The sequence below is a fragment of the Klebsiella sp. JN_Kp126 genome, assembly GCF_033843325.1.
In the GTDB taxonomy this organism is placed as follows: Bacteria; Pseudomonadota; Gammaproteobacteria; order Enterobacterales; family Enterobacteriaceae; genus Klebsiella; species Klebsiella michiganensis.
The window spans coordinates 15,865-39,862 of the sequence record NZ_JAWXQV010000089.1 but is presented as its reverse complement, the minus strand read 5'-3'; the positions used below and the strand labels follow the sequence as shown (position 1 = coordinate 39,862).

20 protein-coding genes are annotated in these 23,998 nt (G+C 52.3%); 1 reads left to right on the top strand and 19 read right to left on the bottom strand.

Annotated elements, in window-relative coordinates:
• The 8 genes from SIK97_RS23680 to glmU form a co-directional block, all read right to left on the bottom strand.
• Positions 1 to 1,626 (bottom strand): carbohydrate porin, encoded by a 1,626-nt coding sequence (locus SIK97_RS23680; protein WP_032751781.1) that lies wholly within the window; start codon positions 1,624 to 1,626, stop codon positions 1 to 3.
• 583 nt (positions 1,627 to 2,209) lie between these two features.
• The gene (gene phoU, locus SIK97_RS23675) at positions 2,210 to 2,935 is read right to left on the bottom strand and encodes a phosphate signaling complex protein PhoU (RefSeq protein ID WP_004107251.1); all 726 of its coding nucleotides are present in this window, start codon (positions 2,933 to 2,935) and stop codon (positions 2,210 to 2,212) included.
• A 49-nt stretch (positions 2,936 to 2,984) separates the two neighbouring features.
• Positions 2,985 to 3,758: a phosphate ABC transporter ATP-binding protein PstB gene (gene pstB / locus SIK97_RS23670; protein ID WP_004855746.1), complete on the bottom strand. Its 774-nt coding sequence runs from the start codon at positions 3,756 to 3,758 to the stop codon at positions 2,985 to 2,987.
• Between the two features lie 47 nt (positions 3,759 to 3,805).
• On the bottom strand, positions 3,806 to 4,696 hold the full coding sequence (gene pstA / locus SIK97_RS23665) for a phosphate ABC transporter permease PstA (protein WP_032751778.1): 891 nt from the start codon (positions 4,694 to 4,696) through the stop codon (positions 3,806 to 3,808).
• On the bottom strand, positions 4,696 to 5,655 hold the full coding sequence (pstC, locus tag SIK97_RS23660; protein WP_004107261.1) for a phosphate ABC transporter permease PstC: 960 nt from the start codon (positions 5,653 to 5,655) through the stop codon (positions 4,696 to 4,698). Before pstC ends, pstA begins: the two co-directional genes overlap by 1 nt.
• 192 nt (positions 5,656 to 5,847) lie before the next feature.
• Complete coding sequence (gene pstS / locus SIK97_RS23655; protein WP_004127017.1) at positions 5,848 to 6,888, bottom strand: phosphate ABC transporter substrate-binding protein PstS; 1,041 nt, start codon at positions 6,886 to 6,888, stop codon at positions 5,848 to 5,850.
• Between the two features lie 316 nt (positions 6,889 to 7,204).
• On the bottom strand, positions 7,205 to 9,034 hold the full coding sequence (gene glmS / locus SIK97_RS23650; RefSeq protein WP_014227346.1) for a glutamine--fructose-6-phosphate transaminase (isomerizing): 1,830 nt from the start codon (positions 9,032 to 9,034) through the stop codon (positions 7,205 to 7,207).
• A gap of 181 nt (positions 9,035 to 9,215) precedes the next feature.
• Complete coding sequence (glmU, locus tag SIK97_RS23645) at positions 9,216 to 10,586, bottom strand: bifunctional UDP-N-acetylglucosamine diphosphorylase/glucosamine-1-phosphate N-acetyltransferase GlmU (protein WP_032751777.1); 1,371 nt, start codon at positions 10,584 to 10,586, stop codon at positions 9,216 to 9,218.
• Between the two features lie 345 nt (positions 10,587 to 10,931).
• On the opposite strand from glmU, the gene SIK97_RS23640 reads away from it, so the two are divergent.
• On the top strand, positions 10,932 to 13,103 hold the full coding sequence (locus SIK97_RS23640; RefSeq protein WP_032751775.1) for a right-handed parallel beta-helix repeat-containing protein: 2,172 nt from the start codon (positions 10,932 to 10,934) through the stop codon (positions 13,101 to 13,103).
• 413 nt (positions 13,104 to 13,516) lie between these two features.
• Here the strand turns inward: SIK97_RS23640 and SIK97_RS23635 are convergent, their stop codons facing one another.
• The 11 genes from SIK97_RS23635 to mnmG all read right to left on the bottom strand — a co-directional run bounded on the left by SIK97_RS23635 (position 13,517) and on the right by mnmG (position 23,643).
• Positions 13,517 to 13,936, bottom strand: coding sequence for a F0F1 ATP synthase subunit epsilon (locus SIK97_RS23635; RefSeq protein ID WP_004107274.1), 420 nt, complete (start codon positions 13,934 to 13,936; stop codon positions 13,517 to 13,519).
• Positions 13,937 to 13,956: 20 nt separating this feature from the next.
• Positions 13,957 to 15,339: a F0F1 ATP synthase subunit beta gene (gene atpD / locus SIK97_RS23630; protein WP_004107276.1), complete on the bottom strand. Its 1,383-nt coding sequence runs from the start codon at positions 15,337 to 15,339 to the stop codon at positions 13,957 to 13,959.
• Positions 15,340 to 15,365: 26 nt separating this feature from the next.
• On the bottom strand, positions 15,366 to 16,229 hold the full coding sequence (gene atpG, locus SIK97_RS23625) for a F0F1 ATP synthase subunit gamma (protein WP_004107278.1): 864 nt from the start codon (positions 16,227 to 16,229) through the stop codon (positions 15,366 to 15,368).
• Positions 16,230 to 16,279: 50 nt separating this feature from the next.
• The gene (gene atpA / locus SIK97_RS23620; protein ID WP_004127029.1) at positions 16,280 to 17,821 is read right to left on the bottom strand and encodes a F0F1 ATP synthase subunit alpha; all 1,542 of its coding nucleotides are present in this window, start codon (positions 17,819 to 17,821) and stop codon (positions 16,280 to 16,282) included.
• A 12-nt stretch (positions 17,822 to 17,833) separates the two neighbouring features.
• On the bottom strand, positions 17,834 to 18,367 hold the full coding sequence (gene atpH, locus SIK97_RS23615; protein WP_004855764.1) for a F0F1 ATP synthase subunit delta: 534 nt from the start codon (positions 18,365 to 18,367) through the stop codon (positions 17,834 to 17,836).
• Between the two features lie 14 nt (positions 18,368 to 18,381).
• Positions 18,382 to 18,852 (bottom strand): F0F1 ATP synthase subunit B, encoded by a 471-nt coding sequence (gene atpF / locus SIK97_RS23610; protein WP_004107293.1) that lies wholly within the window; start codon positions 18,850 to 18,852, stop codon positions 18,382 to 18,384.
• A gap of 56 nt (positions 18,853 to 18,908) precedes the next feature.
• Positions 18,909 to 19,148, bottom strand: coding sequence for a F0F1 ATP synthase subunit C (atpE, locus tag SIK97_RS23605; RefSeq protein WP_000429386.1), 240 nt, complete (start codon positions 19,146 to 19,148; stop codon positions 18,909 to 18,911).
• 47 nt (positions 19,149 to 19,195) lie between these two features.
• Entirely contained in the window at positions 19,196 to 20,011 is an 816-nt protein-coding gene (gene atpB / locus SIK97_RS23600; RefSeq protein ID WP_004127037.1) for a F0F1 ATP synthase subunit A, read from the bottom strand.
• A gap of 8 nt (positions 20,012 to 20,019) precedes the next feature.
• A complete protein-coding gene (gene atpI, locus SIK97_RS23595; protein WP_004127040.1) occupies positions 20,020 to 20,400 on the bottom strand; it encodes a F0F1 ATP synthase subunit I in 381 nt (126 codons plus the stop codon).
• A gap of 616 nt (positions 20,401 to 21,016) precedes the next feature.
• Entirely contained in the window at positions 21,017 to 21,640 is a 624-nt protein-coding gene (gene rsmG, locus SIK97_RS23590) for a 16S rRNA (guanine(527)-N(7))-methyltransferase RsmG (protein ID WP_032751773.1), read from the bottom strand.
• 113 nt (positions 21,641 to 21,753) lie between these two features.
• Positions 21,754 to 23,643, bottom strand: a complete 1,890-nt coding sequence (mnmG, locus tag SIK97_RS23585; RefSeq protein ID WP_004855773.1) for a tRNA uridine-5-carboxymethylaminomethyl(34) synthesis enzyme MnmG — start codon at positions 23,641 to 23,643, stop codon at positions 21,754 to 21,756.
• Positions 23,644 to 23,998: the final 355 nt, after the last annotated feature.

Genomic DNA, 23,998 nt, shown 5'->3' with positions numbered 1-23,998 from the left:
TTACCACCAGATTTCAGCCTGAGCGCCAACGGCAAACTGATCGTTCTTACCATCTTCAAAAATGCTGCTGGTATTGCTGTTAGCCGCCTTATCCAGGTCGATATCCTTCGCTTTAATATAAGTCGCATAGAAACGAATTTCCGGGCGGGAGGTCAGCATACTGGTATTCACTTTAAAGGTATGGAACAGGGTAGTTTTGTAGCCGGATTCGTTATATTTCTTGCCGGTACTATCTTTGTTCTGCTGCTTGAAATAGCCCAATTCAACGCCGGTCTGATTATATTTATCCCAGATCCAGGCCGGGCGCACGACGGCGCGAAGAGACTCAAAATCGGAGTGCGCGCCGGTCTCGTAGCTGTAGACATCATTACCAAAGGAGTAAACGATGGCGTTCGCCATAATGATGTCATCACTCAAATAGGTTTCCCCCTGCGAGGTCAAGCGAACGGCGGTGCCGTTGGTATGATCGCCATAGTATCTGCCGTTGAATGTGGTATACGGGCTGGATCCCGCGTAGCGCGAGAAGCTGCTGGCGATGGAGTTATTTGCCAGCAGGAAGGAAAATTCGTTAAATCCGCCGTTATCAAATTTCTGCGTTAACGACGTCCCCGCCATCCAGGTATCTTTCCATTCATAATATCCATTATTACCTTCATTATATTTCTCGGATGAGCTCTGATTTGCCGCGACATACCGGCCGCTGACCATCAATGACGCCTTATCCCAAAGCGGGATCTCTTTATAACGAATATCAATAGTATTGGTGTTAATTTGCTGGCTTTTGGTCAACGTACGGTTGTAGTCATCAACATCCTCACGCACCAGCGCGATATCAAATTTACCCGCGCCCACTTTCCAGTTTTCAAGGCCAACGCCGGCTGCGGCATCGGTTCTTTGCGTTTTCCAGTCCAGCATCTGGATTTCAATTTTCGGCGCACCGTGCTTACCCACCCAGAAATCCGCTTCCGGCGCGAATGGCAGGAAACCTTTGGTGTTGACGTACATATCAGAGAACTGCATATAGTTCTCGCCGCCAGCGTTATCGCCAAACCAGCCGGAGGAATACTGCTGCCCGACGTTGCCGTCAAGCATCACGATCGCATCAACCCGCTTATTGCCTTCCTGATAGACCCGCTGCTTAAGTTGTAAATCAAACCAGCCCGAATATTCATTACCAAAGCGACCCAGCGAGCCAATCGCCCAGGACTTAGGTGAACCATGGGATGCGGTCCCCCAGCCGGAACGGTAATAGCCGTTATAGCTGAAGCCAATTTCATCCTTCACAAACTTGCTGAAATCCTTCATTGTCATCGAGCTATAAATGGACTCACCGTTAGCCGCGGGCTGTTCGTTTTTCACCAGAACCGCCGCCGGTTTTGCAGCGCCGCCGGCCGGTGCGGGCGCACTCTGCTCAGGTGCGCCAGGCTGCGTACTGGCAATCCAGAGTCGATTTCTGGCCTTCTCTTCATCTTGATATTTTTTTAGTTCGCTCTGCGTATCCTTAAGCGCCTTCTCCAGAAGCTCAAGACGCTGTTCAACGGTTAGCGATTCCGCCATAGCATGGGTTGTATAAGCGAGCGGCGCCATAATAAGTATGGCCGAGGTAATCAGATTTCTTTTAAACATAAGTTCCCTTTATATAAAAACAGGTGCAACTGAATATCGCGATAAAATGTCAACTAACGCGAAGGCGTATTTTTATTTTTCTATCGAATGAAGCTTGTTACCGAAAAGGTGCTTCCCCTTAAGGAAAAAATAACGTTATTAAAACCAGCACTATTATTTATTCGGTTAATACCATCCTGGTTTACCCACAAACAGCCTTGCATCAAATCAAAAAAAACCTGAAGCAATCCCCCTGCAGAAAACAGAGGAGGCTTGCTTCAGGTTTTGCCCGCGCTGCGGTAACAATCCCTTTCATCGGCTGATGGCGGATTATCTGGCAAAAAAAAACCTGACATCACCAGGTTAACGGTGATGTCAGGTTTTGCCTGCTTGCGCAGTAACAATCCAGAGTTTTATTCGAGCCTTGCCGCAACAAGTCACCCGATTAATGTACCGTATTGTTACGCTATTAAAATCAAACCACAATTGATGAAATTATTATTTGTGACGACAATCGCACCAATTTTGTTAATTAAAAACAGGAGTAACATTAATCATAACTAATTCTGATAAATCCTTTATCAGAATTAGTCTCTGTGATTTATTACTCTTTAGGATCTTTCCCTGCCAGCAGTTTATCCAGCTCGTCGCCGCCAACATGACGGAAATCCTGACCTTTGACGAAGTAGAAAATATATTCGCAGATGTTCTGACAACGGTCGCCGATACGCTCAATCGAGCGGGCGCAGAACAGGGCGGTCAGGACGCTTGGAATGGTGCGCGAATCTTCCATCATATAGGTCATCAGCTGGCGCACGATGCCTTCATATTCCTGGTCGACTTTCTTATCTTCGCGATAAATACGCACCGCTTCATCAAGGTCCATACGCGCAAAGGCGTCCAGCACATCATGCAGCATCTGCACGGTGTGGCGCCCCAGCGATTCCAGGCTCACCAGCAGCGGCTGATGCTGCTGGGAGAATTTTTCCAGCGCGGTGCGGCAGATTTTATCCGCGACGTCGCCGATGCGTTCCAGCTCGGCGATGGTTTTAATAATCGCCATCACCAGACGCAGGTCGCTGGCGGTCGGCTGACGCTTGGCGATGATGCGCACGCAGGCCTCATCGATCGCCACTTCCATCATATTGACCTGCTTGTCGCCGTCAATAACGCGCTTTGCCAGTTCGCTGTCCTGGTTATGCATCGCGGTGATCGCATCAGAAAGCTGCTGCTCCACCAGCCCACCCATGGTCATGACCTGGGTGCGGATGTACTCCAGTTCAGCATTGAACTGGCCGGAAATATGTTTGTTAAGATTTAGGTTATCCATAGTATCTCCTGATTGCCCAATAGGTTAGAGCCTGGTAGCAGAAGGGCAATCAACCGTAGCGGCCAGTAATATAATCTTCAGTTTGCTTCTTAGCGGGCTTGGTAAACAGATCGTCCGTGTTGCTGAATTCAATCAGCTCGCCAAGATACATAAATGCCGTATGGTCGGAGCAACGCGCGGCCTGCTGCATGTTGTGGGTCACGATAACGACGGTGTAATCCTGTTTCAGTTCAGTGATCAGCTCTTCAATACGCCCGGTAGAGATCGGGTCCAGCGCCGAGCAGGGCTCATCCAGCAGCAGAACTTCCGGACGAATAGCGATACCGCGCGCGATGCACAGACGCTGCTGCTGGCCACCGGAGAGAGAATATCCGCTCTGATGCAGTTTATCTTTGGTTTCATTCCACAATGCGGCTTTGGTCAATGCCCACTGCACGCGCTCATCCATATCCGTGCGGGAAAGCTTCTCAAACAGGCGCACGCCAAAGGCGATGTTGTCATAAATCGACATCGGGAACGGCGTCGGCTTCTGGAACACCATCCCCACTTTGGCGCGCAGCAGGGCGATATCCTGGGTGTTGGTCAGAATATTATCACCATCGAGCAGAATTTCGCCTTCCGCACGCTGCTCCGGGTACAGCTCAAACATTTTGTTGAACGTACGCAGCAGCGTGGATTTACCGCATCCTGACGGTCCGATAAACGCCGTAACCTGGTTTTTGGTAATATCCAGGTTGATGTTTTTCAGGGCATGGAATTTTCCGTAGTAGAAATTCAGGTTACGAACTGAAAGTTTACCCGGGGTCGCATTCACCATACTCATCTCGTTCTTTTCCTCATTCGGCGCCGCGTTTCGCCGCGCCGCAAAAATTAACCGTGTTTATTCTTCGCGAAAACAACGCGCGCCAGAATGTTCAGCAGCAATACGCACAGGGTGATAATCAAGACCCCGGCCCATGCCAGTTGCTGCCACTCCGCAAAGGGACTCATGGCAAATTTGAAAATCGTCACCGGCAGGTTCGCAATCGGCTGCATCATGTCGGTGCTCCAGAACTGGTTGGAGAGCGCGGTAAACAGCAGCGGCGCCGTTTCCCCGGCGATACGAGCGATGGCCAGCAGAATACCGGTCATAATGCCCGATACCGATGCTTTCAGGGTGATCGCAGAGATCATGCGCCACTTCGGCGTACCCAACGCATATGCCGCCTCACGCAGGCTGTCCGGAACCAGCTTCAGCATGTTTTCAGTAGTACGAATAACGATAGGCACCTGCAGCAGCGCCAGCGCAATCACGCCCGCCCAGCCGGAAAAGTGCTGCATCTGCGCAACGACGATGGTGTAAACAAACAGACCGACGACAATCGACGGCGCGGAAAGCAGGATATCGTTAATAAAACGAATCACTTCGGCCAGCAAGGATTTACGGCCATATTCCGCCAGATAAATCCCCGCCAGAATCCCCAGCGGGGTACCGATAACCGTCGACCAGAGGATCAGCAATCCGCTGCCCGCCAGGGCGTTTGCCAGACCACCGCCCGCCGTATTTGGCGGCGGCGTCATTTCAGTAAACAGCGCCAGGCTCATGCCGTCGATGCCGCGGGTGACGGTGGACATCAGGATCCAGATCAGCCAGAACAGACCAAACGCCATGGTCGCCATCGATAGCGTCAGGGCGAGACGGTTTTTCATGCGGCGTTTTGCCTGCATTTTGCGACGGGATTCCGCCAGCTCCGCGGTTGTTTGTAATTCAATCATCGCCATTAGCGAGCCCCCTCATTCTTAGCCAGGCGCATGATCATAAACTTCGATGCGGCCAGAACAATAAAGGTGATAACGAACAGAATCAGGCCCAGCTCCATCAATGCGGCAACGTGCAGTCCGGTTTCCGCTTCGGCAAACTCATTCGCCAGCGCGGAGGTAATGCTGTTGCCCGGCATATATAACGAAGCGCTATCAAGCTGGTAGGTGTTGCCGATAATAAAGGTCACCGCCATGGTTTCCCCCAGCGCGCGCCCCAGACCGAGCATTACCCCGCCGATCACGCCGTTTTTGGTGAAAGGCAGAACGATACGCCAGATAACTTCCCACGTTGTGCAGCCGATACCGTAGGCGGACTCTTTCATCATCACCGGCGTCTGTTCAAAGACGTCACGCATAACGGCCGCTATGTAAGGAATGATCATGATGGCCAGAATCACGCCCGCCGCCAGAATACCGATACCAAATGCCGGGCCCGCAAAGAGCGCGCCAACGAACGGAATGGTCGACAGAACGTTGCCAACCGGCTCCTGAAAATAGGTCGCAAACAGCGGGGCGAAAATAAACAGGCCCCACATGCCGTAAACGATACTGGGGATCGCAGCCAGCAGCTCAATAGCGATACCCAGCGGGCGCTTCAGCCAGGCGGGTGACAGTTCCGTCAGGAACAGCGCGATACCGAAGCTCACCGGTACGGCGATCAGCAGCGCGATAAATGAGGTGACCAGCGTCCCGTAAATGGGTACCAGGGCGCCGAAAATCTGGTTCGGTGCATCCCACTCTTTGGTCCACAGAAAGGCAAAGCCAAATTTCTCAATGCTTGGCCAGGACGAAATGATAAGGGAGACGATGATGCCGCCAAGCATCAATAGCACAATCAGCGCCGCCAGTTTTACCAGCACGCTGAAAATTATGTCACCCTTTTTCCCCGGAGGGTTAAATGCCGGCTTGGTTGCAGCCATAAGTTACTCTTCAGTTTCGGGCCAGAAAAAATCGTAGTTTACTGATCTTTCTGGCAAAGGTAATGCCATACCCTAAATAATTCGAGCTGCAGGCAGGCAGCTGGCTTGTGGATCCCCGGGAACATAGATGGGCTATGTGACCGGGGTGAACAAGCGCTGCCAACGCACCTGTAGCTCGAAGGCTGACGGGTATTAGTACAGCGCTTTACCGCTGCTGTCCTTTACGTTGGTCTTCCATGCCGCGCGAACTTGCTCAACCACGCTTTCCGGCAGGGTAGCATAGTCCAGCGCGTTGGCTTCTTTACCGCCGTTTTTATACGCCCAGTCGAAGAACTTCAGCACTTCGGCGGTCTGCTCTGGCTTGTTGGAAGCCTTGTGGACCAGAATGAAGGTGGTTGAAGTGATCGGCCATGCGTTGTCGCCTTTCTGATTCGTCAGATCCTGTGCAAAGGATTTGCTCCAGTCGATTTCTTTCGCCGCGTTAGCGAAGTTATCTTCAGTCGGGCTCACCGGCTTGCCATCGGCGGACAGCAGTTTGGTGTAAGCGAGGTTGTTCTGTTTTGCGTAGGCATATTCTACGTAGCCGATAGAGCCCGGCAGACGCTGAACGAACGCGGCGATGCCGTCGTTGCCTTTACCGCCCAGACCGGTCGGCCAGTTAACGGTTGAGCCCGCGCCGATTTTAGATTTCCACTCTTCGTTCACCTTCGCCAGATAGCTGGTAAAAACGAAGGAAGTACCGGAACCATCAGCACGACGAACCACCGCGATGTTCTGAGAAGGCAGCTTCATGCCCGGGTTGAGCTTAGCAATCGCCGCGTCATCCCATTTTTTGATTTTGCCCAGGTAGATATCACCCAGCGTTTTACCGTCAAGCACCAGCTCACCGGATTTCACGCCAGGCAGGTTAATTGCCAGCACTACGCCGCCGATAACGGTCGGAAACTGGAACAGACCTTCCTGAGCCAGCTTGTCATCAGCAAGAGGGGCATCAGAAGCACCGAAGTCTACGGTGTTGGCCGTAATTTGTTTTACGCCGCCAGAGGAGCCGATACCCTGGTAATTGACTTTATTACCCGTTTCCTTGTTATAGGTATCTGCCCATTTGGCATACACCGGCGCGGGGAAAGTTGCACCTGCGCCAGTCAGGCTTGCTGCTGCAAAAACAGAGAAAGCGCTCATCGATAAGGTCGCGGCGACAACTGTTGCGACGGTGGTACGCATAACGTTCATAATGTCTCCTGCTGGATTCGTAAACCATTGTTTCGAAGCTATGGTGAGCAAAATAGGACAAACAGGTGACAGTAAAATGTACGAATTATTACAGTTTTATGACAAGCAAAAAGACGGGAATTTACGTTAAATAAAAACAATACAAATCATATTGTTACTATGGTTAATGATAGAAAGATTAGCGGAAAATTTTATTTTTATGACAGCGCAAAAGCGTCTCAAAAATGACAGGCTGTCATAAAGCGGGTGGGATCTCGCTGTTCGCCGCAAATAAAAAGGGCCGCCGGACGGCAACCCTTTCAGCGCTGTAAAATCGTTATTCCACGGTAACTGATTTCGCCAGGTTACGCGGCTGGTCAACGTCAGTCCCTTTGATCAGCGCGACGTGATACGCCAGCAGCTGCAGCGGTACGGTATAGAAGATTGGCGCGATCGCCTCTTCAACATGCGGCATCTCAATGATGTGCATATTGTCGCTGCCGGTGAAACCCGCATCGCCGTCAGCAAAAACGTACAGCTGGCCGCCGCGAGCGCGAACCTCTTCAATGTTGGATTTCAATTTTTCCAGCAGTTCGTTGTTCGGCGCGACCACCACCACCGGCATTTCAGCGTCAATCAGCGCCAGCGGACCATGCTTCAGCTCGCCGGCAGCATAGGCTTCCGCATGAATATAGGAGATCTCTTTCAGCTTCAGCGCCCCTTCCAGGGCAATGGGATACTGATCGCCGCGGCCAAGGAACAGCGCGTGGTGTTTGTCAGAGAAGTTCTCAGCCAGCGCCTCAATACGCTTGTCCTGCGAAAGCACCTGCTCAATGCGGCTCGGCAGCGCCTGCAGGCCATGCACGATATCATGTTCAATCGACGCATCCTGGCCTTTGAGTCGCGCCAGTTTCGCCACCAGCATCAGCAGAACGGTCAGCTGCGTCGTGAAGGCTTTAGTCGAGGCGACGCCGATTTCCGTCCCGGCGTTGGTCATCATCGCCAGATCGGACTCACGCACCAGGGATGATCCAGGCACGTTACAAATCGCCAGCGACCCCAGATAGCCCAGCTCTTTCGACAGGCGCAGGCCGGCGAGGGTGTCCGCCGTCTCGCCGGACTGAGAGAGGGTGATCATCAGGCTGTTGCGACGTACGGCCGATTTGCGATAGCGGAACTCGGAGGCGATTTCAACATCGCACGGCACCCCTGCCAGCGACTCAAACCAGTAGCGGGACACCATACCTGAGTTGTAGGAGGTGCCGCAGGCGATGATCTGAATATGCTCGACCTTAGACAGCAGCTCGTTAGCCTGCGGGCCCAGCTCGCTTAAATCAACCTCGCCGTGGCTAATGCGCCCGGAGAGGGTATTTTTGATAGCGTTCGGCTGCTCGTAGATCTCTTTCTGCATATAGTGACGATAGATACCTTTATCGCCCGCGTCGTACTGCAGACTGGATTCAATATCCGGGCGCTGCACTTCGGCGCCGGATTTATCAAAGAGAGTCACGGAACGGCGGGTGACTTCCGCAATATCGCCCTCTTCGAGGAAGATAAAGCGGCGGGTAACCGGCAGCAGCGCCAGCTGATCGGAGGCAATGAAGTTTTCCCCCATCCCCAGGCCAATCACCAGCGGGCTTCCTGAACGAGCGGCCAGCAGCGTACCCGGATCGCGGGAATCCATGATCACGGTGCCATAAGCGCCGCGCAGCTGCGGGATAGTCCGCAGAACCGCATCACGCAGAGTACCGCCCTGTTCCAGCTCCCAGTGAACCAGGTGCGCAATAACCTCCGTGTCAGTCTCGGAGGCGAAAACGTAGCCCCTCGACTGCAACAGCTCGCGCAGCGGCTCATGGTTTTCGATAATCCCGTTATGCACCACCACAATATGGTCAGAAACATGCGGATGCGCGTTACCTTCAGACGGTTCGCCGTGCGTCGCCCAACGGGTATGGGCAATCCCGGTACCGCCGTGCAACGGATGTTCTTCCAGCGCCTGGGCCAGCATCTGTACTTTCCCGAGGCGGCGAACGCGGTTCATATGACCTTCGTTATCGACGACGGCCAGACCGGCGGAGTCATAACCGCGGTATTCCAGACGACGTAAACCTTCGAGAAGGATTTCAGCAATATCACGCTGCGCGACTGCGCCAACAATTCCACACATAGTTTTTAATTCCGATTTTGGCTGTATGCCATACGTTGTCGGTCAACCTGTTTACCCGTATTTTCGGGCGCCCCGAGCCTTGTAGAGAGTGGGGTTATTTTTATGGGTACTGCCGTGGGGGGAGGATTATTTTATCCCCTCACCCCGCTCTTTCCCCGAAAAGGGCGAAAGAGAAATAGCGTTACTTTTTCTTCACCGGGCGCTGCCAGCCCTGTTTATGAACCTGCGGCACGCGGCTTAACACTAATTCATTATCGGCAACGTTACGCGTTACCGTTGTTCCTGCGGCAATGGTGACCCCCTTGCCGACGGTCACCGGAGCGACCAGCTGGCTGTCTGAGCCAACAAACACGTCATCGCCGATCACCGTTTTATGCTTATTTGCGCCATCATAGTTACAGGTGATGGTGCCCGCGCCGATATTCACGTTATCGCCTATCTCGGCGTCTCCGAGATAGGAGAGATGCCCGGCCTTCGTGCCTTTACCCAGACGCGCCTTTTTAATTTCAACAAAGTTGCCGACGTGCGCGCCTTCGAGAAGCTCAGCGCCTGGGCGCAGCCGCGCGAACGGCCCAATGGTACAGGCGGCTGCCAGATGAGCATCCTCTACCACGGTATAGGGGCTGATCTCGCAATCATCACCAATGATGCTGTTCTTGATGACGCAGCCGGTGCCAATCTTTACCCGATCCCCCAGCACCACGTCACCTTCGAAGATAACGTTAGTATCAATTTCGACATCGCGCCCGTGTTTCAGCACGCCGCGCAGATCAAAACGCGCCGGATCGCGCAGCATAACGCCCGCGAGCAGCAGTTCTTCAGCCTTTTCAAACTGCCAGACGCGCTCAAGCCGGGAGAGCTGCAGGCGGTTATTCACGCCTTCCACTTCGCTTAGACGCTGAGGATGAACAGCGGCAATTTCACGACCTTCTTCATAGGCCATGGCGATAATATCGGTGATGTAGTATTCACCCTGAACGTTGTTGTTGGTGAGCTTAGCCAGCCAGCGTTTAAGATCCGCGCCATTGGCGACCAGAATCCCGGTATTAATTTCCTGAATCCGGCGCTGCTCGTCGCTGGCGTCTTTATGCTCGACAATGCCCGTCACCGCGCCGTTATCGCGCGTGATGCGGCCGTAGCCGGTCGGATCATCAAGCTTCACCGTCAACAGACCGATGCCGCCCTGCGGTTTCGCTTCCCGCAGACGCTTCAATGTTTCGACGGAAATGAGCGGCACGTCGCCGTACAGCATCAGGATATCTTCATCATCGCTGAAGAACGGCGCCGCCTGCTGCATGGCGTGGCCGGTGCCTAGCTGTTCGGCCTGCAGGACCCAGTTGAGGTTATCTTCGTGCAGCGTCTGGCGAAGCAGATCGCCGCCGTGCCCGTACACCAGATGTACGGCGGAAGCGCCTAATTCTTTAGCTGCATCAATAACATGCTGCACCATTGGCTTCCCGGCCAGCGAATGCAACACCTTAGGAAGATCGGAATACATGCGGGTACCTTTGCCAGCGGCAAGAATAACCACGCTCATCGGACTGTTTGACATACGCATCCTGACTGCTGTTGGAACGAAAAGTAAAAGCCTTTCACGTTGAAATATCTACATATTTTTCATCATGAAACGAGACGAAGATAAAATGCACAAGCGTAACGCTATACACCATTTTAGGTGGGTATTTTTAGTCAGCGCAAACCCGTTTAGCGCAAAAAAAGCATTTTAATGAGTGGCAATGCCGGCTATCCCTCTGCTTTTGCTGTTTTTTTGGCGGGTAAATAAAGAAAACCCATAAAATAAAACACAGTTTTAATATTCATTAATTGTGACGTGATAAATAGAAACACCATTTCATTTTCCTGATAATGCCGGTTAATAATTACCCAGGAGAAAAGAATGAATAACAAAATACCTTTGGCATTAACCCTTTGCAGTACGATGATCGCGCTACCGCTGCAGGCCAACGATGGTCATCAGTGGCGGGCAATCGCCTTTGGGCAATCTACCGACAGCAATTTTTCCTCGAATGTTCTGCCGGAAAAAATTGGCGTCAACGATGTCACCATCGCCGGAAAAAAACTGACGCCGCAGGACGTCGCCGACCTCAGCCAGCCCATTACCATCGAGAGCCGGGGAGGTAAAATAGCCAATTCTCACGACGGACTGACCTTCTTTTACACCCGGCTACCGACCAGCCAGAATTTTATCCTGCAGGCTACGGTGACCGTCAATCAGTTTGGCCCGGAAAATGGCGCGCGTCCTGCGGCACAGGAAGGTGCGGGACTGCTGGTCCGCGATGTAATAGGAGTTCCGCGTCAACAGCCGCTGAAGGTCGGCTACGAAGAGTTTCCGGCGGCATCCAATATGGTGATGAACGCCATTATGACGCAGGATAAAAAAGATGGCTCACATATCAAATTGCAGGCTATCAGCCGGGAAGGGATAACCCAACCGTGGGGCAATGCGGGCGCATCAATAAAGCGTCAGAGCTATAAAGAGAAAATCGATATCCAGCAAACGCCGACGTTCCAGCTCAGACTGGAACGCACCAACGACGGGTTTATTACCTCATGGGCAGCAACGGGCAGTAATGAATGGGTAAGCCAGCAGGTTCCTCACGCCGATCTGGTTGCCCGGCAGGATAAAGAACATTACTACGTCGGCTTCTTCGCCTCACGTAATGCAAAAATCACCGTCAGCAACGCCTCGCTCACCACCTCAGCGGCACATACGGTTCCCTCCGCGCCGTATATCGCTAAAGGCTGGCCGCCGGTTATGCAAATTGCTTCGGGAACAGTAAGCCAGAGCAAAGCTTACATCCTACAGGCGCGCACCAACAGCGATGGGCGCATCACCGTTCGTCAGGATGAAGTGGTGATCGGGCAGGATAAAACCGTGAAGGCCGGGGAAATGTTTACCCAGCCTGCCGTACTGAAAGATAAAAGCACGTTCGAAATCCGCTTCACTCCGGCTACCGGCGCGGAAACGCTGACCCAGACGCTGACGGTTGAACAGAGTCCCCAAGTGACAGGCAATACGCTCTACGCCGCGCCAGAGGGACAATCTCAGGCAAAAGGGACGGCGGACTCGCCGCTGGATTTCGTCTCCGCTATCAAACTCGTCCCGCCCGGCGGGCAAATTGTATTAGCCGCCGGAGATTACCCGCAAACGGCCATTCCTGTCAGCGCCAGCGGCCTGAAGGACAAAATCAAAACGCTAAAAGCCGACGGAAAAGCGGTGATTCACGGGCTGCTGCTGGATGCCAGCTACTGGCATATCGATGGGATTGAGATTACGGACAAGAGCCTGCGCGTACAGGGCAGCCATAACCTGATCGAGAACGTCACCGCGTATCGTAACGATGATACCGGCATTCAAATTTCCTCTCCGGCGGATGTTGGACGCCCGCTGTGGGCCAGCTTTAACCGGGTAGTGAATTCTGAATCCTTTAGTAACGAGGATCCGGGCAAAATTAACGCCGACGGCTTCGCGGTGAAAATGCGCGTAGGAGAGGGTAACCGGCTGGAGGGCTGTTACTCGCACGATAATATCGACGACGGTTTCGACCTGTTTAATAAAATTGAGGACGGTGCAAACGGCGTTGTGGCGATCGAGAACTCTATTGCCCGCAATAATACCAGTAACGGGTTTAAGCTCGGTGGGGAAGGGCAGCCGGTCGCCCACGAGGTACGTAACAGCATCGCCATCGATAACCATCTGGACGGTTTTACCGACAACTTTAACCCCGGCAAGCTGGTGGTGGTTAACAACGTCGCGGTAGATAACCAGCGCTTTAACTACCTGTTCCGCCCGAGTCCGTACGGTGCGCCGGAAACGCAGGGCACCTTCAGCGAGAACCTTTCCCTGCGCAGCCAGCCTGGGAAATATGACGATGCCGTTGTCGGGAATGTTGACGATAGCAACTATTTTATCCACGGCGGCAGAAGCATCAACGCTCAGGGCAAGCGCATTAACAGCGCCGATTATCAGACGCTGGCGCTGCCGGACCCGCTGACGCGTGAGGCCGACGGCAGCTTCAACACCGGTAACTTCCTCAGCCGCAACTAACCCGCTATACGTGAAAAACATAAAGGTCGCCCTGGGGCGACCTTTTCACTTTCTGTCTGTTTCACACCGCATGTGTTGTCGTTTTAGTTAGCGGTACAGCGCAAAAACAGTCTGGAAAGTTGACTTCTTAGTGGTTGAACGTACCGAAGGTTACGTTCATAGCACTGAAGAAAGCGACGATTTTATTAAGCAGTTTCATGATCTCTTCCTGGATAGCGATTACGTTTTTGATGAATTTTTTTGTGACTCACATCACAAAAACAAGTCTACGCTTCATCTTTTAAACGATCAACAAAAATGAGATATGCATCACAAAATTTTTAAACCCGCTTTTTAGTTTTGTTTTTTCTGAAACGAAGCCATAAAAAAAGCCAGCCTGGAAACCAGACTGGCTTTTAGCGTTCAAGCCGGTGTTACATCGCTTTTTTGGTCAACTCGATAACGCGCAGTTTAGCGATCGCTTTGGCCAGTTCCGCAGACGCCTGAGCGTAGTCCACGTCACCATGAGAGCTCTTAATGTGCTCTTCAGCCTTACGTTTCGCTTCCAGGGCTCGCGCTTCGTCGAGATCCTGGCCACGAATTGCCGTATCAGCCAGAACGGTCGTGCTACCCGGCTGCACTTCAAGAATGCCGCCTGACAGGTAGATAAATTCTTCGTGACCGTGCTGCTTAACGATGCGAATCATACCAGGCTTAATGGCGGTGAGCAGCGGCGCGTGCCCCGGGTAAATACCCAGTTCACCTTCGCTACCCGTTACCTGGATTTTCTCGACCAGACCAGAGAACATTTGTTTCTCTGCGCTGACGACGTCCAGGTGGTAAGTCATTGCCATATCACCCTCCGATTAAGGCGTTAAAGTTTTTTGGCTTTTTCCACGGCTTCGTCGATAGAACCGACCATGTAGAACGCCTGCTCCGGCAGGTGATCGTATTCGCCTTCCATGATGCCTTTAAAGCCACGGATGGTGTCTTTCAGGGAGACGTATTTGCCCGGAGAACCGGTAAATACTTCTGCCACGAAGAACGGCTGGGACAGGAAGCGCTGAATCTTACGCGCACGAGCTACCACCAGTTTATCTTCTTCAGACAGTTCATCCATACCCAGGATGGCGATGATGTCTTTCAGTTCCTGATAACGCTGCAGGATGGACTGAACGCCACGAGCGGTGTCGTAGTGCTCCTGACCAACAACCAGCGGATCCAGCTGACGGCTGGTGGAGTCCAGCGGGTCAACTGCCGGATAGATACCCAGAGAAGCGATCTGACGGCTCAGTACCACAGTTGCGTCAAGGTGCGCAAAGGTGGTGGCTGGAGACGGGTCAGTCAAGTCATCCGCAGGTACGTATACCGCCTGTACGGAAGTGATAGAGCCGGTTTTGGTGGAGGTGATACGTTCCTGCAGAACGCCCATCTCTTCCGCCAGAGTCGGCTGGTAACCTACCGCTGAAGGCATACGACCCAGCAGTGCGGATACTTCAGTACCGGCCAGGGTGTAACGATAGATGTTATCGACGAACAGCAGAACGTCACGACCTTCGTCACGGAACTTCTCAGCCATGGTCAGGCCGGTCAGCGCAACGCGCAGACGGTTTCCCGGCGGCTCGTTCATCTGGCCATACACCAGGGATACTTTATCGATAACGTTGGAGTCGGTCATTTCGTGGTAGAAGTCGTTACCCTCACGAGTACGTTCACCTACGCCCGCAAACACGGAGTAACCGGAGTGCTCGATCGCGATGTTACGGATCAGCTCCATCATGTTTACGGTTTTACCTACACCCGCACCACCGAACAGACCAACTTTACCGCCCTTCGCAAACGGACACATCAGGTCGATAACTTTGATGCCGGTTTCCAGCAGTTCCTGAGAGTTTGACAACTCTTCGTAGGAAGGTGCTGCGCGGTGGATAGCCCAACGCTCTTCTTCACCGATGTCGCCTTTCATGTCTACCGGTTGGCCCAGTACGTTCATGATACGACCCAGCGTTGCTTTACCTACCGGGACTTCGATCGGATGCTCGAGGTCTTTTACTTCCAGACCGCGACGCAGACCGTCGGAAGAACCCATGGCGATGGTACGAACAATACCGCCGCCGAGCTGCTGCTGAACTTCCAGCACCAGATTCTCACTACCATTTTGTACCTCAAGAGCCTCGTACACGCGCGGTACGGCATCCTGAGGGAATTCGACGTCGACCACGGCGCCGATTACCTGGACAATTTTTCCAGTAGCCATCTTGAATCCTCTACGAATTAACCTGGTTATACCGCGGATGCTCCACCGACGATCTCGGTGAGTTCCTGAGTAATGCTGGCCTGACGAGCTTTGTTGTATACCAACTGCAGCTCTTTAATCAGGCTGCCGCCATTGTCGGTCGCGGCTTTCATCGCCACCATACGTGCGGCCTGCTCGCTGGCCAGGTTTTCTACCACGCCCTGATAAACCTGAGATTCCACATAACGGCGCAGCAGGGTATCCAGCAGCGCTTTCGGATCGGGTTCATACAGGTAATCCCAGGATTTACGCTTCAACTCACCATCTTCTGAAGCCGGTAACGGCAGCAGCTGAGTGATGGTTGGAACCTGAGACATGGTGTTAATAAATTTGTTGCTGACAATATACAGCTTGTCCAGACGGCCTTCATCGTAGGCCTGCAACATCACTTTTACCGGACCAATCAGTTCGGACAGGGATGGGTTATCCCCCATACCCGTCACCTGGGCGACAACATTACCGCTAACGGAATTAAAGAACGACACGCCCTTGGAGCCGATCATTGCGAGTTCGCACTGAACGCCTTTATCGGACCATGCTTTCATTTCCGCCAGCAGCTTTTTGAACAGGTTAATGTTCAAGCCACCGCACAGACCACGGTCGGTAGACACCACCAGGTAGCCCACGCGTTTAACGTCGCGTTCTTCCAGGTAAGGGTGCTTATATTCCAGATTACCGTTCGCAAGGTGACCGATCACTTTGCGCATCGTATCTGCATAAGGACGGCTGGCCGCCATACGCTCCTGCGATTTACGCATTTTGGAAGCGGCGACCATTTCCATCGCTTTAGTGATCTTTTGCGTGTTCTGGACGCTTGCGATCTTACTACGTATCTCTTTTGCGCCGGCCATGAGCTTCTCCTCAATGCCTTGCGGCCTGCCCTAGAGCAAGCCGCCAGACTTTACCAGGATTGGGTTGCTTTGAAGGAATCGAGGATGCCTTTCAGCTTGCCTTCGATTTCATCGTTATAGCCACCGGACTGGTTGATCTCTTGCATCAACGGAGCGTGATCACGGTCGACGTAAGCCAGCAGAGCGGCTTCAAAGCTACCGATTTTCGACAGCTCGACATCCGCCAGATAACCACGTTCTGCCGCGAACAGAACCAGAGACTGCTGCGCAACGGACATCGGCGCATACTGTTTCTGTTTCAGCAGTTCGGTCACTTTCTGACCGTGGTCCAGCTGCTTACGGGTTGCATCATCAAGGTCAGAGGCAAACTGGGAGAACGCCGCCAGTTCGCGATACTGTGCCAGAGCGGTACGAATACCACCGGACAGTTTCTTCATGATCTTGGTCTGAGCTGCACCACCAACACGGGATACGGAGATACCCGGGTTAACCGCAGGACGAATACCGGAGTTAAACAGGTTGGTTTCCAGGAAGATCTGACCATCGGTAATGGAAATTACGTTGGTCGGAACGAACGCAGAAACGTCACCCGCCTGGGTTTCGATAATCGGCAGCGCAGTCAGAGAACCGGTTTTACCCTTCACTTCACCTTTGGTGAAAGCTTCAACGTATTCGACGTTAACACGTGCAGCACGCTCCAGCAGACGAGAGTGGAGGTAGAATACGTCGCCCGGGAATGCTTCACGTCCAGGCGGACGGCGGAGCAGCAGGGAGATCTGACGATAAGCAACGGCCTGTTTAGACAGGTCATCATAAATGATCAGCGCATCTTCACCGCGGTCGCGGAAGTATTCACCCATTGCACAACCGGCGTACGGCGCCAGGTATTGCAGTGCGGCAGATTCAGATGCGGTTGCAACCACAACGATGGTGTTAGCCAGCGCGCCGTGTTCTTCCAGTTTACGTACCACGTTAGAAATCGTGGACGCTTTCTGGCCGATAGCTACGTAGACGCACTTGATGCCGGAATCACGTTGGTTGATGATGGCGTCGATAGCCAGCGCGGTTTTACCGGTCTGACGGTCGCCGATGATCAGTTCACGTTGTCCACGACCGATTGGGATCATGGCATCAACGGATTTATAACCGGTCTGCACCGGCTGATCGACGGACTGACGTTCGATTACGCCCGGCGCGATAGCTTCAACGGCGGAGAAGCCGTCGTGCTCCAGCGGACCTTTACCATCAATCGGTGCACCCAGGGTGTTAACCACACGTCCCAGCAGGCCGCGGCCAACCGGAACTTCAAGGATACGGCCAGTACATTTAACCTTCATACCTTCGGCGAGGTCAGCGTACGGACCCATCACAACTGCACCTACGGAGTCGCGCTCCAGGTTCAGTGCGATAGCGTAACGGTTACCCGGCAGAGCGATCATCTCACCCTGCATACAATCGGCCAGGCCGTGAATGCGGATAACACCGTCACTTACAGAAACGATAGTACCTTCGTTATGAGCCTCGCTCACAACATTGAACTGAGCAATGCGCTGCTTGATCAGTTCGCTGATTTCGGTGGAATTCAGTTGCATGCTCCAGTCCCCTTAAGACTGCAAGACGTCTGCAAGGCGTTCAAGACGGCCGCGTACGCTACCATCAATGACCATATCACCCGAACGGATGATTACGCCTGCCATTACAGACTTATCGATTTTGCAATTCAGCTTAACTTTGCGTGACAGACGTTTTTCCATCGCGGCGGTAATTTTCGCAAGCTGTTCGTCACTCATTTGAGCGGCAGAAATAACTTCTACCTCTGCGGTTGCCTCACTGGCAGCGCGCAGGTGAATGAACTGCTCGAGAACATCAGGGAGCGCTTTCAGACGACCATTTTCAGCCATCACCCGGATCAGGTTTTGACCATTTTCGTCCAGTTGCTCACCACAAACCGCGATAAACACATCAGAGAGCGTTTCCGGCGCCAGTGCGCCAGAGAGTAGCTCTGCCATTTCTTCGTTTTTAGTCACTTCAGCAACAAACGCCAGCATATCCTGCCAGCGTTCAACGCTGTTGTGTTCGACGGCAAAGTCAAAAGCTGCTTTGGCGTAGGGGCGAGCTACCGTTACAAATTCAGACATCAGCCCCTCCCTCCTTACAGTTCAGCGACAAGTTTATCCACGATGTCGCTGTTAGCAGCTTCATCCACGGAACGTTCGATGATCTTCTCGGCGCCAGCAACAGCCAGGATAGCAACCTGCTTACGCAGCTCCTCACGGGCACGTTTACGTTCGGCATCGATTTCAGCCTGCGCCTGTGCGACGATTTTGGTGCGTTCCTGTTCTGCTTCCGCTTTTGCTTCATCCAGGATCTGAGAGCGACGCTTGTTCGCCTGCTCGATGATTACCTGGGCTTCCGCTTTCGCTTTTTTCAGCTGGTCGGTCGCGTTGGCCTGTGCAAGGTCCAAATCTTTCTTAGCGCGTTCTGCAGAAGCTAAACCGTCAGAAATTTCTTTCTGGCGCTTTTCGATGGCAGCCATTAAAGGCGGCCATACATACTTCATGCAGAACCATACGAAGATAACAAACGCGATGGCCTGGCCGAGGATTGTTGCGTTCATGTTCACAGCACAATACCTCTTAAAAAATAACTCTGTGGCTTAGGTTTCTTTCGAACAACTTACTACGCGACGGCGAACATCACGTACAGACCCAGACCTACAGCGATCATCGGGATAGCATCCACCAGACCCATAACGATAAAGAACTGAGTACGCAGCAGAGGAATCAGATCCGGTTGACGCGCTGCGCCTTCCAGGAATTTACCCCCGAGGATGCCGATACCGATCGCAGCACCGATTGCCGCCAGACCCATCATCACAGCGGCAGCCATGTACAGCAGATCCATATTCAGGTTTTCCATGACAGTCTCCAGTTTGTTTCAGTTAAAACGTAGTATGTTGGTAAAAATCAATGCTCTTCAGATGCCATCGACAGATAGACGATCGTCAGAACCATGAAGATGAAGGCTTGCAGCGTAATAATCAGGATGTGGAAAATGGCCCATGGCACATTCAGAATCCACTGTGACCACCACGGCAACAGGCCAGCAATCAGAATGAAAATCAGCTCACCGGCATACATGTTGCCGAACAGTCGCAGACCCAGTGATACAGGTTTTGACAGCAGGCTTACCCCTTCAAGGATTAAGTTGACAGGAATGAACGCCCAGTGATTGAACGGCTGCAGGGTCAGTTCTTTAACGAACCCGCCCACGCCTTTCATTTTGATGCTGTAGAAAAGAATCAGGATAAATACGCCAAGCGCCATCGACAGGGTGATGTTAACGTCAGCTGACGGCACCACGCGCAGAGCAGGCAGACCGAGAACGTGTTCGCCGATCCAAGGGATAAAGTCGATAGGCAGCAGATCCATCAGGTTCATCAGGAATACCCAGACGAACACAGTGAGGGCCAGCGGAGCAATGACCTTGCTCTTGCCGTGATACATATCTTTGACGCTGCCATGGACGAAGCCGATGATCATCTCAATGAAGGTCTGGAATTTACCAGGTACGCCGGTTGTCGCCTTTTTAGCCACGCTGCGGAACATAAACAGGAATAACAGACCGAGCACCACTGAGAAAAACATGGAGTCAATGTTGAGCGTCCAGAAGGTGGCCGGGGGGTTGTGCGGATCCACCAGCGAGAATGTACGCAGGTCCAGCTGAAGGTTGTTCAGATGGTGGCCTATGTAATCCTGCGGCGTCATATTTTCTGAAGCCATGATGCCTTTTACCCTTTGTTGTTAATTACAGCTGGCGCCAGAACTTGTACCACCAGCACCAAAACCCACGTCACTATCAGCGGCAAAAATACCACTTTCAAAACCGCCAGCGCCACCGCCAGAAAGGCGAAGGTCAGCAACACCTTGAAGGCTTCACCAATGGCGAAGGACCAGGCCACTCGGCCTTTAGCTGGTGTATGCGCCTGATGACGCCAGGCAAAAATCATAAATATCATGTTTGGCAAAAGAACCGCCAAACCTCCACTCACCGCGGAGATGCCCCAGAAAGGGTCTTTGAGGCTGAACAGCAGTCCACTTGCTATTACTGCCAGTAACTGAATAAACAGAAGCTTACGAGCAACGTTTCGACTCAAGAGCGACACTGACATCACGTTTTTACTCCTGCTCCCTTCGAGGTATGTCGCGTGTCGTATAAAACGTCCTTTAAGACGAAGAGTCAAGCATCAAAAAGCGGACAAATTATACGGTGACGCCTCGTGATTTCAAACAATAAGTAGCAAAATAGTGAATAAATGTTTAATTATTTTCCGACAGACAACTTTTCATGCATTTCACCGATCTGTGAGCCGTCATGCAAAACTGCAAATACCGCGAAAAATCGGCAATTAAAGCGTGCATCAGATCACATAATAAACATTTTTCGCGAAATCGAATTAATTCTGTACATAAAACTCAATTTTTTATCCGTTTGATATTCAACATAAAAACCAGGTATTCTTTCTAAAACAATCCCATATACAATAAAAACCTTTTATTGACATTCATAATAAAAATTTAACATCAGTATGAAGTGCAAGCAGCGAGATTTTTAGCGTACTGATATTTTCAATGTTGACTATTCTGTTGGTAAAGCAACAGGGCAAAGTTAACGGAAAGAAAACCCCTGGTAACCCCAGGGTTAAAGACAGTCCGATAATACCCTGCCGTGACTTTTATTTTTGTAACATCCACGGACCGTGTTTTTTTCACATTTTTTGATAAAAATTAAATCATTTTTGGCTGAATCACCACAAGGTGACGCTCCCCTTCCAGCTGAGGCACATGCAGTTCGACAACGTCCTTAATGACGACCCCTTCCGGCAGATTTGCCATTTCATCTTCCTGCGCTAAGCCCTTGAGCGCATAAAAGTGACCGTTCTCTGCAGGTAAATGATGGCACCAGCTCACCATGTCATTCAGCGACGCAAATGCGCGGCTAATCACGCCGTCAAACGGCGGCTCTGCCGGGAACTCTTCCACACGGCTTTGTACCGGGGTGACGTTATCCAGTTTGAGCTCATGCTGGACTTGCCGAAGGAAACGTACTCGCTTGCCCAGACTGTCCAGCAGGGTGAAGTGGGATTCAGGACGCACGATAGCCAGCGGGATCCCCGGCAGCCCAGGCCCCGTACCGACATCGATAAAACGCGTTCCTTTAAGGTATGGCGCAACAACAATGCTGTCGAGGATGTGGCGTACCAGCATCTCGTCAGGATCGCGAACCGAGGTCAGGTTATAGGCCTTATTCCACTTATCCAGCATGCCAACGTAGGCGACAAGCTGGTTTTTCTGGTGATCGGTAAGTGAAATACCTGCTTCATCAAGCAGACGAGAAAGTTTGTTGAGCACGATCGTTACCTGTTTAAAAACAATGAGCCCGGAGGCGATACGCTTACCGGGCTGAGAAATTGACCTGACGGATATCTGATGCGCTATTCGCCCATGTATCGTTCAGTGGAATATCAGGCGCTACGGCGCAGCATTCCCTGCTTTTTTAACCACACCAGCAAAATCGAGATTGCCGCAGGCGTAATGCCGGAAATACGCGATGCCTGCCCTATCGAAGACGGCTTATGGTCGTTCAACTTGGCAATGACCTCGTTCGACAGCCCATTCACCTGGCGATAATCAAGCGTAGCAGGCAGCAACGTGTTCTCGTTGCGCTGTTGTTTCTCGATTTCATCCTGCTGGCGCGCGATGTAGCCTTCGTATTTTACCTGAATTTCGACCTGTTCAGCCGCTTGCTTGTCCTCAAGACCCGGCGAGAACGGCGTCATCTGCACCAGCTGTTCGTAGGTCATTTCCGGACGACGGAGCAAATCTTCACCGTTAGCTTCACGGGACAAAGGCGCCGTCAGTCGAGCATTCACTTCCGCAGCGCTTTCCGCCAGCGGATTAACCCAGCTGGTTTTCAGACGCTGACGTTCACGTTCAATGCTCTCAAGCTTCTCGTTGAAACGCGCCCAGCGTTCGTCATCCACCAGACCCAGTTCACGACCTTGTTCGGTCAGGCGCAGATCGGCGTTGTCTTCACGCAGCATCAGGCGGTATTCCGCACGAGAGGTAAACATGCGGTACGGTTCTTTGGTACCGAGAGTACACAGATCGTCTACCAGGACGCCAAGGTAAGCCTGAGAGCGGCCAGGCGCCCACCCCTCTTTCTCGGCGGAGAAACGAGCGGCGTTCAGGCCTGCCAGCAGGCCCTGAGCGGCGGCTTCTTCATAACCTGTGGTGCCGTTAATCTGGCCGGCAAAGAACAGGCCATGGATAAATTTACTTTCCAGCGTCGGTTTCAGGTCGCGCGGGTCAAAGAAATCGTACTCAATAGCGTAGCCAGGACGAACGATTTTTGCATTTTCCATCCCCTGCATTGAGCGGACGATTTGCATCTGGACATCGAACGGCAGGCTGGTGGAGATGCCATTTGGATAAATTTCGTTGGACGTCAGGCCTTCCGGCTCGAGGAAAATTTGATGCTGGTTACGATCGGCAAAGCGCATGACCTTGTCTTCGATCGAAGGACAGTAGCGGGGACCGATCCCTTCAATCACGCCGGCATACATCGGGCTGCGATCGAGGTTATTACGGATCACGTCATGCGTTTTCTCGTTGGTATGCGTGACGTAGCACGGCACCTGACGCGGATGCTGCGAAGCATCTCCCATAAACGAGAAGACCGGCATCGGATTATCGCCGTGCTGCTGTGCCAGAACGCTGAAATCAATCGTCCTCGCATCGATACGCGGCGGGGTACCGGTTTTCAGGCGGCTGACGCGCAGCGGCAGTTCACGCAAGCGGCGGGACAGCGGGATCGACGGAGGATCGCCTGCACGACCGCCGCTGTAGTTATCCAGACCGATATGGATCTTACCGTCGAGAAAGGTTCCGACGGTCAGTACCACCGCTTTGGCGCGGAATTTAAGCCCCATCTGGGTGACGGCGCCAACAACACGATCGTTTTCGACAATCAGATCTTCCACCGCCTGCTGGAAGATCATTAAATTAGGCTGGTTTTCCAGCGCGGTACGTACGGCCTGCCGGTACAGCACACGGTCTGCCTGAGCGCGAGTTGCCCGTACGGCCGGGCCTTTGCTGGCGTTTAGTATCCTAAACTGGATGCCGGCGTGGTCAATTGCCTTCGCCATCAGGCCGCCAAGCGCATCCACTTCTTTTACCAGGTGTCCTTTCCCAATGCCGCCAATCGCCGGGTTGCAGCTCATCTGCCCCAGAGTGTCGATATTGTGTGTCAAAAGCAGAGTCTGTTGACCCATTCGCGCTGCGGCCATCGCGGCCTCAGTGCCTGCATGACCCCCGCCAATGATGATGACGTCAAAAGGATCCTGATAAAACATGGTGGTATGCCTCGCATAAAGCGGTTTGAAAATAGAGTGAAGCCCGGGCCGTGGATTCTACTCAACTTTAGCCTTTCGAGAAAGCGCCGGGATCCTGAGTATTAAAAAGAAGATCTTTTATTTAGAGATCTGTTTTATTGTGATCTCTTATTAGGATCGGCTTGTCTTGTGGATAAGTCAGATCCGCGATTTAAGATCAAACGCTTAAGAAGGATCGCTTTCTGTGAATGATCGGTGATCCTGGTCCGTATAAGCTGGGATCAAAATGAAGGGTTATACACAGCACAAAAATCAGTCAAGGGTTATACTTTGGATAACTACCGGTTGATCCAAGCTTTTAAGCATAGTTATCCAC